This is a genomic window from Pseudoxanthomonas sp. X-1, assembly GCF_020042665.1.
Taxonomy (GTDB): Bacteria; Pseudomonadota; Gammaproteobacteria; order Xanthomonadales; family Xanthomonadaceae; genus Pseudoxanthomonas_A; species Pseudoxanthomonas_A spadix_A.
The window spans coordinates 597,667-609,543 of sequence record NZ_CP083376.1 but is presented as its reverse complement, the minus strand read 5'-3'; the positions used below and the strand labels follow the sequence as shown (position 1 = coordinate 609,543).

Here is an 11,877-nt window from a genome sequence, read left to right as displayed (position 1 = left end):
CGGCTCGTGATGTCCGACTGCGCCGCCCGCCCGGCGGCAAACAGGGAGGGTCGAAGTCGAAGAAGGATGTTGCTTCCCAGGCCGCCTGCGCACCTGGGACCGACTCACAGCCCCTCGGGCAGCTTCACCTCGAACCGCTCCCCGCCCAGTTCCTGCGAACGGCTGACGGTCAGCTCGCCGCGATAGCCGCGCACCAGGTCCTGCACGATCGACAGGCCGATGCCGTGGCCCTGCACGCGCTCGTCGCCGCGCACGCCGCGCTGGAGGATGTTGGCCACGTTGTCCTCGGGGATGCCCGGGCCGTCGTCGTCCACCGCCAGCAGCAGGCCGGCGCGGCGGTTGCCGGCCGAGTTGATCGGCGCGACCGTCAGCAGCACGCGCGAGCGCGCCCACTTGAAGGCGTTCTCCAGCAGGTTGCCCATCAGCTCCTGCAGGTCGCCGACCTCGCCGTGGAAGCGCGCGGACGGATCGATCTCGAACTCGCAGATCACGCCCTTGGCCGCGTAGACCTTCTCCAGCCCGCGCACGATCTGGTCGGCGTGCGGCTCGATGTCCACCGGCGCCGAGAACAGCTTGTGGCCGGTGGAGGCCGCGCGCGCCAGCTGGTAGGACACCAGGTCGTTCATGCGCTTGAGCTGGACGTTGAGCTCCTCGCGCAGCGCATTGGCGTGCACGCCGTCGTCCAGCTGCGCGCGCAGCACCGCCAGCGGCGTCTTCAGGCTGTGCGCCAGGTCGGCCAGCGTGTTGCGCTGACGCTCCAGGTTCTCGCGCTCGGAATCGATGAAGGCGTTGATGCTCTCGGTCAGCGGCTCCAGCTCGCGCGGATGGTGCTCGGTCATGCCCTTGGCTTCGCCGCGCTGGACCCGCTTGAGTTCGTTGATCACGCGCTGCAGCGGGCGCAGGCTCCAGTTGAGGATCAGCCCCTGCAGCAGCAGCAGCACCACGCCGGCGCTGCCCAGATAGACCCACAGCGCATGGCGGAAGGTCTGCAGCTGCGAGTCGAGCACCTGCGTGTCTTCGAGCACGTAGATCGAGTAGGAGAACTCGCTCTTGGGCCCGCGCGCGGCCCACACCGTGCCCAGGCCGAAGCGATACACCGCGCCATCGCGCCCGTCGAGCTGGACCATGTCCAGCGGACCTTCGAAGACCTTGTCGTTGGGCTTGAGCATCTTGCCCTGCGGCAGATACGGGCCCAGGGTCGAATCCGAGCCCCAGCCGGCTTCCGGATTGGGCAGCACGATCTGCGCGTACAGCCCGCTGCCGGGCTGGCCGAAGCGCGGATCGATCACCGTGGCCGCATCCGATGGATTGATCAGCGACCCGTCGCGGGCGAAGTCCACCTTGTTGGCGAACGAGTACGCATACCCTTCGAGGCGCCGCTGCAGGTTGTCCTCGGCGGTGGTGACGAAGGCACGGTCCAGCGCCACGCCGGCCAGCGCGAGGAAAGCCACCAGGCCCACGCTGGCGGCCAGCAGCTGGCGCGCCCGCAGCGAGCGCGGGCGCCACCGGACGATGCGTTCGCGCCCTGCCGCCGGGGCCTGCGCGGAAGGCGCGGCCCCGGGCATCAGCCCTCGTTGCGCGGGATGGCGAAGCGGTAGCCGCGACCGCGCACGGTTTCGATCGGCTTGAGCGCGCCGTCGGGGTCGAGCTTCTTGCGCAGGCGGCCGATGAAGACCTCCAGCACGTTGGAGTCGCGGTCGAAATCCTGCTGGTAGATGTGCTCGGTCAGGTCGGCCTTGGAGACCAGTTCGCCGGCATGCATCATCAGGTACTCGAGCACCTTGTACTCGTAGCTGGTCAGGTCGACGTTGCTCCCGTTGACGCTGACGGTCTGCGCGGCCAGGTCCAGCGCGACGGGTCCGCATTCCAGCGTGGGCTTGCTCCAGCCGGCGGCGCGGCGCAGCAGCGCGTTGACGCGGGCGAGCAACTCCTCGACGTGGAACGGCTTGACCAGGTAGTCGTCGGCGCCCTGCTTGAGGCCCTCGACCTTGTCCTGCCAGCTCGAACGCGCGGTCAGGATCAGCACGGGGAACTTCTTGCCCTCGTCGCGCAGCGCCTTGATCAGTTCCATGCCCGACATCTTGGGCAGGCCCAGGTCGATGATGCCCACGTCGAACGGCACCTCGCGGCCCATGTACAGCCCTTCCTCGCCGTCCTGCGCCGCATCGACGGCAAAGCCTTCGCGCTTCAGGCGAGCGGCCAGGGTTTCACGCAGCGGAGCTTCGTCTTCGACCAGCAGAATGCGCATGGAGTCTTCCTAACTGAAAGGGAACGTGCCTGAGTATCGGGAGGCAAGCTGAACGGCTCGCCATGCCGTTCAGCTTACGGGCGTGGGGGGTTAGCCCGGCGTGGACGCATCGGCGGGAAGTCGTCGCGCCCCGGGCCTGCCTCGCCGCCGCGACGCGTGTCGCGCCGGCCCATCGCATCGCTGTCCATGTAGCGCACGCGCCCGTCCTGATCCATCACCTTGACCCGCATGATGTCGCGGCCGTCGAACTGCACGCGCTCGGCGCCCAGCACCCGGCCACCGCTCTCGGCCTGGGCCCGACGCACCGCGTCGGCCGCGTCCAGGCGACCGCCCGGACCGCGCTGCGCCAGCGGCGGCAGGCCCGGATCGACCTGCGCCCAGGCCGCAGACGTCGCACCCAGCAGGAGGGCAACGGTTAAAAGGGCATCTAAGGCGCGGCGGCTGGTCATAACGGAATCGTAACGGCTATTCGCGCGGTGGGATGAACCGCGACCGACACTCCGGTGGCGAGGTGAGGGGCCAGTCTTGGGGCGCGGCGGTGAATCCGTTCTGAATTTTCTGAACGGGGCTGCGGACTCGTTCAGGCGCCCCGCCGCCTCAGAAAATCTCGCCCACACAACATCTTAGCGAGCCGCCGGCGGCCTCGATGGCGGCCAGCGGCACCGAGTGCGGGCGCAGGCCAGCGGCCTCCAGCCCGGCCAGCGTCGCCGGGCGCAGCGCCCGGTGCGCGGTGCGGCTCATCCAGACCGAATCGGAGGTCAGGCTGATGGCATTGCCGGCGAAGGCCCGCTGCTCGGCCGCGTCCAGCGCGATCACGCCCGAACCATAAAGCGCCTGCAGCACCTCCAGCAGCGGTTCCGGCTGGGCGAAGCCGCCGCCGCTGACCAGCGCGGCGCGGCCGGCCAGCAGCGCCAGCACCACATTGGTGTGGTATTCGCCCGGCGCCAGTTCGACCAGCAGCGTCGCGCGCAGGCCGAACGCGGCATGCATCAACGCGGCCCCCTGCGCGTCGCAGCGTTCGGACAGCCCGCAGATGGCCAGGCCGCGCGCACGGTCGACCACCAGCGAGCCGGTCAGCTCGCACGGGTGCGGCTGGGTCGAGAGGTCCTCCAGCGCGTAGCCGAGCACGTCGGTGAAGAAGGCGCGGATGTCTTCGCGCGCGGCCTCGCGCTGCCGCACCGGATGGCGCATGCGTCCGACGATCGCGCGGCCCGGCACGGTGGCGAAGACGTTGTTGGGGAACAGCGCGTCGGGCGTCGCCGCATCGCCGGCGAAGGCGACCACCGGCCGCTGCGCCGACAGCGCCTGGTGCAGCGCGCGGTGTTCGGCGAGCGCCGCGGCCGCGTCGAAGCCGTGGTTGGCCATGTAGGCGTTGTCGCGGGCGGACTCTTCGGCGCGGGCGAAACCGTCGGGCGACACCAGGAACACGCCGCGCGCGGTGGCCGCGCCCCAGTCCGGCCCCAGGGTGCGCGCCAGGGCGAGGAAGGCCTGCGGATCACGCGTGATCACGGCTGCACCCGCCTCAGGCGGCGACGGTCAGCGGGGCGCCGGTGGCGGCCAGCGCACGTTCGACCAGCGACCAGTCGGCGCCGGGGCGGTGCGCGCCCTCGCTCAGGATCTGGCGAAACTGGCGCCCGCCAGGCTGGCCGGCATAGAGGCCCAGCACGTGGCGGGTGATGTGCTTGAGCGCGACGCCGCGCGCCAGCGCCGCCTCGACATAGGGCCGCAGCGCGCGCAGCAGCTCCTCGCGCGGGCGCGCCTGCCTGCCGGCCAGCTGCGCATCGGCGCGATGCAGCAGGTAGGGATCGTGATAGGCGGCGCGGCCGAGCATCACCGCATCGACCTGCGACAAGTGGGTGGCGATCGCGTCCAGGTCGGCAATGCCGCCGTTGAGCGAGATCGTCAGCTGGGGACGCTCGCGCTTGAGCCGGTAGGCCCATTCGTAGCGCAGCGGCGGGATCTCGCGGTTCTCCTTGGGCGACAGGCCATCGAGCCAGGCCTTGCGGGCGTGCACGATGAAGGTGTCGCAGCCGGTCGCGGCGACCGTGTCGATGAAGCCGGCGAAATGCGCGTAGTCCTCCAGCTCGTCCACCCCCAGGCGGCACTTCACCGTCACCGGAATGCTCACCGCCTCGCGCATCGCGGCGATGCACTCGGCCACCAGCGCCGGCTCCTTCATCAGGCAGGCGCCGAAGCGCCCCGCCTGCACGCGGTCGGAGGGACAGCCGACATTGAGGTTGACCTCGTCGTAGCCGTAGTCCTGCCCGATGCGCGCGGCCGCGGCCAGCCGCGCGGGCTCGCTGCCCCCCAGCTGCAGCGCCACCGGATGCTCCGAGGCGTCATAGCCAAGCAGCCGCTCCCGATCGCCCTGCAGCACCGCATTGGCGTGGACCATCTCGGTATAGAGCAAGGCGTTGGGCGCGAGTACCCGATGGAACGCCCGGCAATGGCGGTCGGTCCAGTCCATCATGGGGGCTGTGGATAAAATTTTCCCTTTGTAGTTCAATGGTTTATCTCGTATAATCAGCAACATAGAGCGAGACGAAAGCACGCTCGTGTGCACTGGAATTTGCCCAAATTCGCCCTGCTACGACGGTCCAGTGCACACGCAGCGCACACGAAAATGGCCACGATCATCCAACTTCCATCAGGTCACTGGCGCGTTCAGGTCCGGCGCAAGCAATGCTATGCGAGCGAGACCTTCCTCCGCCATGAAGACGCCCGGAAATGGGCAACTGCGACCGAGCGGCGGATTGATCTTGGCGAGGCACCGCTGAAGCGGGCCAAAGTAGATCCGACGACCTTCGAACACCTTGTGGACCTGCACGTCGAAGACATGCGCGAGGTCGGCAAAGCGCCGCGACGCTCCAAGCGTTTCACCCTCGACGCACTCAAGGCGAAGCTCGGCAAGGTCAAGCTCAAGGACCTTACTCGCGAGCGCCTGATCCAGTTCGGCAAGGATCGCTCGAAAGAGGGTGCCGGCCCGGTGACGCTGAGTGCGGACCTGGGCTATCTCAAGCTTGTGCTTACTCACGCAGCGGCCGTGCACGGCATTGACGTCAAAGTGGAGCCAGTCGATTTGGCACGCGTCGCGCTCAAGCGACTAGGCTTGGTCGGGAAGTCGCGAGCGCGCGATCGGCGTCCAACTGCCGACGAATTGACTCGGCTTCTGGACCATTTCGACAACAATGATCGCGCGTCGATTCCTATGGGCCGCATAGTCCGCTTCGCGATCGCCAGCGCGATGCGCCAAGAGGAAATCTGCCGCATCCTTTGGAGCGAGTTGGACGTTGAACGGCGTCTGGTCCTCATCCAAGACCGGAAGGATCCGCGCGAAAAGGATGGCAATGACCAGTGGGTACCGCTACTCAATCTGACTGGCTTCGACGCGCTGCACTTGATTCGCCTGCAGCGCAAGCATTGCCCGCGCGGCGACATCATCTTTCCGTACAACTCTCGCTCGGTGGGCGCGGCATTTCGCCGTGCATGCAAGGCACTCAAGATCAAGAATCTGCACTTCCACGATCTACGCCATGAAGGCACTAGCCGGTTGTTTGAGGCGGGCTTGCGTATCGAGCAGGTCGCCCTCGTGACTGGGCATCGGGACTGGAAGCAACTCAAGCGCTATACGAATCTGCGCCCCGAGCATCTGCATCGGGCTGGTGCCGACCGCTCACCTGGTCCGGCCGATGTTTCCGACACGGTACGTGCGGCGGCACAGCTGCTGGCATCACAAATTCAAGCGGCATGGGCGTCGCAACAGGCGATCACGCAATCAACAGCGGCGCCCGACGTAACGCCACTGCTCCAGCGTCTAACCAGTCTGCTTCTAGATCAAAGCGAGCCCGTTGAAGCCGGCCAGGTAGCACCGCGCCAGCTCGCACTTTCAGCGTGACGGGCTCGCTACCGGTGTCTCCGGGTATTCCCTTGACGTTGTATTCCTCATAAGTTATATTCCTCTCAGGATCGCAGGGCATGGAATGGGATGTCGAGTACACCGAAACCTTCGCGGAATGGTGGGCTGAGCTGACCGAAGCGGAGATCGAATCGGTGCGTGCGAGCGTCCTGCTGCTGCGCAGCTACGGTCCCAACCTGCGGTTCCCGCACAGCAGCGGCATCAAGGGCTCCAAGCACGGGAACATGCGGGAGCTGCGGGTTCAGTACGGCGGCCGGCCGTTCCGCGTGCTGTACGCCTTCGATCCCCGGCGCAGCGCGATCCTGCTGCTCGGCGGGGAGAAGACCGGAGACGACCGCTGGTACAAGAAGCACGTCCCTATTGCCGACCGCCTGTACGACGAACACCTGAAGACGCTGAAGTAACGAGGACTGATCGATGGCCAAGCCGTTTGCCGAACTTGAAGCGAAGATGTCGCCGGCGTCGCGCGCACGGTCGGATGCGCTTTACGAGCAGCTGGTGGCCGAAATGCCGCTGCACGAGCTGCGTCGGGCCAAGGCGTTGTCGCAGGTCAAGCTGGCTGAGGCGTTGCACATCAACCAGGCCGCCGTCTCCAAGATGGAGAACCGCGCCGATATGTACATCAGCACGCTGCGCGACTACATCCGCGCGATGGGTGGAGATCTGGAGATCGTGGCCCGGTTCCCGGACGGAGCGGTCAAGATCAGCAACTTCGCCGATCACGAGGCGTCGCCCGAAGCGGCGGCCGAAGCGGCTGCGCGCTAGGCGGACGGCGGCTTCTTGAACGCCCGGTCGCGCGCCATAAACGCCTCGAGCATGTACGGGATCAGCGTCGTCGCGTCCACCGCCTCGCCATAGGTCCGCGCGTGCAGCGCCGCATAGCGATCGAGGTCGACCTTGAGGCTGGCCGGGCATGCAAACGTCACCTTGACGCTCTCGGTCTTCGGCAGCGGCCCGAGCCGCAGTTTCCTGGTCGTGCTCATCGTGCAGCGCCTCGGTTGAAGAACAGCGGCTGGTACGGCCGCAACACCAGATCTCGGTTGACGATGATGCGTACCGGCAGGCCCGGCCGCTCGGTCAGCGTCGGCTGGATATTGAGGTTGCGCCGGGTCATCTCCTGGCCGACCTGATTGATGCTCTCCTGTGCGCTGTCGCGACCGGCGATGACGACGCGATCGCCGTCCTGTCGGTTTTCGGGCGCCGCCAGCTCGGCGCCGACGCCGAGCAGCGTCGTCAGCGCGGCGCCGGCGAAGATGCGGCCCCAGTGGTAGTTCACATCGTCCTCGAGCCCGGCATAGCCAGCCGGATCGGTCCCGACCAGGTTGTCGAGCATCAGCGACGAGGTGTCGGGCAGGATGATCCGATGCCAGACGACCTGGACGCGGCTCTGGCCATAGCTGACCTGGCTGTTGTAGCGGCCGAGAATGCGCGATCCCTGCGGGATCAGCAGGTGGCCGCCGGTCGCGGTGTCGTAGATCGGCTCCGTCACCGTCGCGATCACGTCGCCGGGCAAGTCCGACTTGATGCCCGTCACCAGCGCGCCGGCGATGACCGTTCCGGCCATGACCTGATACGGCGATGCCGGCATTTGCAGGTTGCCGGAATTGCGGGTTTCCGTAGAGCCGCCTTGCAGGAATGCCTCTTTCTGCTCTTGCCGGTTCTGCAAGGTGATCGGATCCACCTGCGCCGCCGTCGAGGCCGGCCCGGCGGCGAGCGGGTCGAAGGCCGCCTGTGTGTGGGTGGCACCAGCGGCATCCAGCGCCGCCTGCGCCACGGCAGGCGCCGCTTGGCCCTGGCCACCCGAGCGGAAGAACACCGATGAGGCCGCCGCCGCGTCGGCCTCCTTGCGCAAGGCATCCTCGGGATTGTGGCCAGGCGGTACATACGTCGGCGTCACCGCCTGCTGCGAGTTCACGATGGCCGGCCCGAGGTCGCCCGGCAGCGGCGGCCCCAGCTCGGGCACCTTCGGCGGCAGCTTCGAGTAGTCCGAAGGCAGGCCGTCCAGCCCTTCGGACTTCGACACGCGATCGACGTTGTAAAGCTCGGTCTGCTCATTGGCGCCGCGCCGCTGCGGTTGCAGCGACCAGATCGTGGCCCCGAGCACGGCGATCGACAGGCCGCCGACAAGGATGACCAGCGTGCGCCGATTCAGCCGCGTGACCGGCCGCGGCCGGGCGCGCAGCGCCACCGCCTCGGGCGCCACCTTGCCTGTGTCGGGCCTCGTATCGGTCGGGCGCATGTCACATCCCTCGCGGCGGCTGGCCATCGGTCCGCTCGATCCGCACGACGTCGCCTTGCTTGCCGCCCAGGCGCAGCTCGGCCGCGCCGAAGAGCCGGTCGACGATGTAGTACGGCGAGCGGAAGCGGTAGTTGACCAGTTGCCCGTCGCCGGCCGGCCCGATCACGAACAGCGGCGGCAGCTCGCCCTGGGCGATGCCGGGCGGGAACTGGATGTAGACCTTCTCGCTATCATCGAACGCGCGCAGCGGCTTCCACGGCGGATTGCTGCCGATGATCGCATACCGGAAGCGGATGCGCTCGAGCGACAGTCCGGTATCGACCGGCGCCGTCGCCTGCGCATCCCGCGCCTGCTTCTGCAACGCCAGCATCCGATCCTTGGGATAGTCCCAGGATACCGACGCCATCCATGCCTTCTCGGTCGAGGTCAGCTCGATCAGATATGTGCGCCGGCTGGTCGTGATGACCAGATTCGTCTTCAACCCTGATCGGATCGGCTTGACCAGCACGTTGACGCGCAGCGCCTCGCCGGCGCCGCTGGATGTGTCCCCGACGATCCAGCGCACCGTGTCGCCCGCGGCGACCGTGACCAGTTCTTCGCCCGCCTGCAGCGAGATGACGGTCACTCGCCCGGGCGCCGCATAGACCTGATACAGCGCGCCGTCGGTGTAGGGCCACACCTGGATCGCGTTCACGTAGCCTTCTCGCGTGGGCGCGATGCGCGCCTCGGCATTGGCGCGCGAGACCCGGGTCGTCTCGTCAGATGGCTCCGGCGCGGATTTCACTTCGTCGCCGGTGGGCAGTGGCTTGAGTTGCGCCGGCAGCGCCAGCGGCTCGGGAACCGCGACGACTTCGACCGGCGCTGGCGGCTCGGGCAACGGCTGCGCCTGCACCGGCTCGTCCAGCGAGATGCGCGGCGCCGGTGTGCCGCGACTCGCACAGCCAGCCAACGCCAGCGCGATCAGCAACGCCCAGATTCGGAAAAACGGATTCATGGCTTGGCTCCTTCAGGTGCGTCCAGCTCGCGGGTCCAGGACAGACCGTTGACGTAAATCCCCAGCGGATTCGCACGCAGGCGCTGCTCGGTGCGCGGCGTTTGCAGGACGATCGAGACGACCGCGGTCCAGCGCTCGACGCCGGCCGGCGCTCCGTTCATGAATCGCTCTTCGGTCCAGCGCACGTTGAAAGAGCTATCGCTGGCGCGCACGACGCTGGTGATCTGCACCGTCACCGACTCTCGGCCGATGCGTGCGAACGGATCGTTGGCGCGCGCGTACTCGTTGAGGACCGCTGCGCCACGGTCGGTGGTGTAGTCGTAGGCGTCGAGCCAATTCCGGCGCACGACGACCGGATCGATCGACAGCGAGCGCACGAGCGTCACGAAGCGAGCCAGGTGATGCGCGATCTGCGCATCGGCAGGCTGGTAGGCCGTCGCCACCTCGCCTACCGCACGGACCTGACCGCTGCGGTCGACCTCGACGACGTACGGCGTCACGATCGACTGCGCGGAACGCCAGACGAGGCCGCCTCCCATCAGCAGCGCCAGAATCAGGCAGCCAAATGCCATCAGGCGCCAGTTGCTCGCCTGCACACGCGCCGAGCCGATGCGCTCGTCCCAGACCTGGGCCGCCGCCTGGTACGGCGTCTCCGGGGGCGGCGTGACGGCATAGCGCACTTGGGGTCGTTTGAATCGCATCGCTGATCTCCCTAGGAATCCGAATCGCGCAAGGACGGGCCGCTGCCCGACGCGCCGCTGTCACCGCCGCGCAGCGTGTGCGCGAGCGTCGTGGCCGCATGCGTGAGGCGCTGCTGTCGCTGCAGGCGCTTGGCCCAGGCGGGTTGCTGATCCGCGGCGTGAGCGGGCGCCCGGCCCGCGGGAGCGCCCTTTTGTTGCCCGCCAGCAACCGCAGCCGAACCCGCCGCTGCGTTCGGCGCGCCCGCTGTGCCGGCTTGGCCCACCGGGGCGCCTGCGGGCGAGGCGGCGCCCTCCCGAAAGCTGGCGACCGCGCGCTCCTTGAGCGTGTTCGCGCCGGCGGCCGCTCGCTCGCCGATGACCTGGGCGCCGCGGGAGGCGACACTGCCGATGCCGGCCATGGCACCCCGCGCGCCACCGCCGGCCGCGGCCGACCCGGTCTTGAACGCCGCGCCTGCGCCGCGCGCCGCGCCCGCGGCCATGCGCGCACCGGCACCGGTCATGCGCGCGGCGGCCGGCGCCATGCGTGCGCCCGCCGCGATGGCTCCACCGACGCCGGTCCCCGCGGCGCCGACGGCAACGGCCGTACCGGCGGCGCCGAGCGCCGCACCAGCCATCGCGCCGGCGCCGAGCTGCGGTCCGCCAGAGATCAACCCGCTCGCAATACCCGGGCCGAAGATCGCGAGCGCGAGCAAGGCGAGCGAGGCCAGCATCACGACCAGCGCGTGATCGATGGACGGCTCGCCTGGCACGGTCTGAAACTCGTGGAACAGTCCGGTGCCGATACCGACGATGACGGCCAGCACCAGCACCTTGATGCCGGAGGACACCACGTTGCCGAGCACCTTTTCGGCCAGGAATGCGGTCTTGTTCCAGAACGCGAACGGGACGAGTACGAATCCGGCGAGCGTAGTCAGCTTGAATTCGATCAACGTGATGAAAAGCTGGATCGCCAGCGCGAAGAAGCACAGGATCACGACCAGCCACGCGAGGAAAAGCACCATGATCGCGTCGAGGTTGAGGAACACATCGGGGAATCCCATCAGCGCGTCGAGCTGAAGGAAGATCGGCCAACCCGCATCCAGACCGGTCTTCGCTAGCCGCCCCGGCTGCAGAAAATGCTCCATCGAGACGGCCGATCCGGTGGCGGTCAGGCCCAAGCCGGCGAACGAGCGGAACACGATGCCGGCCAGCCAGTTGAAGTTGCCGAGGATGTACGCAAAGGCGCCGACGTAGAGCACCTTGCGGATCAGCTTGGCGATGACGTCCTCGCCCTGTCCGGTCGCATGACCGAGCGCCCAATAGAGACCCGCCAACGTCATGTCGATGACGATCAGCGTCGCGGTGAGGAACGCCACCTCGCCCTGCAACAGCCCGAAACCTGAGTCGATGTAGCGCGAGAACGTATCGAGGAAGCGATCGATGATCGTGACGTCGTTCACTGCGTGGCCTCCGCGTCATCCGCACGGTCCGGCTCGACATCGACAGCCACCTCGTCCTCGGGCGGCGTATCGAAGCTCGGCGGAATCGCCGGCAGCTCCTCGAGCGTGTTGTATTCGTCCGGTCCCGTGTTCCGGGAGAAGAACCGAAGCCGGAATGCCTCGGCGGCCGCACGGCAGGCGTCTTCGCCGGCCGCATGCCGATCCGCCTCGCATTGCGCGCGTAACGCCTTCAGCCGTGCTGGATCGGCGGTCAGCACGGCGGTCAGGTCCTCTGTCTGCTGCTGGCCGCATGCGACCAGTAGCAGGACCAGCAGAGCGAGCGGGATTCGCATCGTGGTCC

General features: G+C 67.8%; 14 protein-coding genes. 3 read left to right on the top strand and 11 right to left on the bottom strand.

Going from position 1 to position 11,877, the window contains the following annotated elements; translation table 11 throughout:
* Positions 1-104: 104 nt before the first annotated feature.
* From LAJ50_RS02690 to dusA, 5 genes are all read right to left on the bottom strand, one after another.
* Complete coding sequence (locus LAJ50_RS02690; protein WP_130550465.1) at positions 105-1,565, bottom strand: ATP-binding protein; 1,461 nt, start codon at positions 1,563-1,565, stop codon at positions 105-107.
* Positions 1,565-2,248: a response regulator transcription factor gene (locus LAJ50_RS02685; RefSeq protein WP_130516330.1), complete on the bottom strand. Its 684-nt coding sequence runs from the start codon at positions 2,246-2,248 to the stop codon at positions 1,565-1,567. The genes LAJ50_RS02690 and LAJ50_RS02685 overlap by 1 nt, the downstream gene beginning before the upstream one ends.
* 74 nt (positions 2,249-2,322) lie before the next feature.
* Entirely contained in the window at positions 2,323-2,697 is a 375-nt protein-coding gene (locus LAJ50_RS02680; protein ID WP_130550463.1) for a hypothetical protein, read from the bottom strand.
* A gap of 148 nt (positions 2,698-2,845) precedes the next feature.
* Entirely contained in the window at positions 2,846-3,757 is a 912-nt protein-coding gene (locus LAJ50_RS02675) for an arginine deiminase-related protein (protein WP_130550462.1), read from the bottom strand.
* 13 nt (positions 3,758-3,770) lie between these two features.
* Positions 3,771-4,781 carry a tRNA dihydrouridine(20/20a) synthase DusA gene (dusA, locus tag LAJ50_RS02670; RefSeq protein WP_138651804.1) on the bottom strand — a complete coding sequence of 337 codons (1,011 nt, stop codon included), beginning with the start codon at positions 4,779-4,781 and terminating at the stop codon, positions 3,771-3,773.
* 90 nt (positions 4,782-4,871) lie between these two features.
* Between dusA and LAJ50_RS02665 the strand changes: the two genes are divergently transcribed.
* From LAJ50_RS02665 to LAJ50_RS02655, 3 genes are all read left to right on the top strand, one after another.
* Positions 4,872-6,143: a site-specific integrase gene (locus LAJ50_RS02665; protein WP_138651806.1), complete on the top strand. Its 1,272-nt coding sequence runs from the start codon at positions 4,872-4,874 to the stop codon at positions 6,141-6,143.
* Positions 6,144-6,223: 80 nt separating this feature from the next.
* A complete protein-coding gene (locus tag LAJ50_RS02660) occupies positions 6,224-6,568 on the top strand; it encodes a type II toxin-antitoxin system RelE/ParE family toxin (protein WP_138651808.1) in 345 nt (114 codons plus the stop codon).
* A 13-nt stretch (positions 6,569-6,581) separates the two neighbouring features.
* Entirely contained in the window at positions 6,582-6,929 is a 348-nt protein-coding gene (locus LAJ50_RS02655; protein WP_138651810.1) for an XRE family transcriptional regulator, read from the top strand.
* Here the strand turns inward: LAJ50_RS02655 and LAJ50_RS02650 are convergent.
* From LAJ50_RS02650 to LAJ50_RS02625, 6 genes are read right to left on the bottom strand one after another with little or no spacing between them, the layout of a single operon-like run.
* Positions 6,926-7,147, bottom strand: a complete 222-nt coding sequence (locus tag LAJ50_RS02650; RefSeq protein WP_138651812.1) for a DUF2274 domain-containing protein — start codon at positions 7,145-7,147, stop codon at positions 6,926-6,928. The genes LAJ50_RS02655 and LAJ50_RS02650 overlap by 4 nt on opposite strands.
* Positions 7,144-8,403 carry a TrbI/VirB10 family protein gene (locus LAJ50_RS02645; RefSeq protein ID WP_138651814.1) on the bottom strand — a complete coding sequence of 420 codons (1,260 nt, stop codon included), beginning with the start codon at positions 8,401-8,403 and terminating at the stop codon, positions 7,144-7,146. Before LAJ50_RS02645 ends, LAJ50_RS02650 begins: the two co-directional genes overlap by 4 nt.
* Before the next feature lies 1 nt (position 8,404).
* Positions 8,405-9,397, bottom strand: a complete 993-nt coding sequence (gene trbG / locus LAJ50_RS02640) for a P-type conjugative transfer protein TrbG (RefSeq protein WP_138651816.1) — start codon at positions 9,395-9,397, stop codon at positions 8,405-8,407.
* Entirely contained in the window at positions 9,394-10,098 is a 705-nt protein-coding gene (gene trbF, locus LAJ50_RS02635; RefSeq protein WP_138651818.1) for a conjugal transfer protein TrbF, read from the bottom strand. The genes trbG and trbF overlap by 4 nt, the downstream gene beginning before the upstream one ends.
* A gap of 11 nt (positions 10,099-10,109) precedes the next feature.
* Positions 10,110-11,537, bottom strand: coding sequence for a P-type conjugative transfer protein TrbL (gene trbL, locus LAJ50_RS02630; protein WP_224096444.1), 1,428 nt, complete (start codon positions 11,535-11,537; stop codon positions 10,110-10,112).
* Positions 11,534-11,869 carry a hypothetical protein gene (locus LAJ50_RS02625; RefSeq protein WP_138652150.1) on the bottom strand — a complete coding sequence of 112 codons (336 nt, stop codon included), beginning with the start codon at positions 11,867-11,869 and terminating at the stop codon, positions 11,534-11,536. Before LAJ50_RS02625 ends, trbL begins: the two co-directional genes overlap by 4 nt.
* Positions 11,870-11,877: the final 8 nt, after the last annotated feature.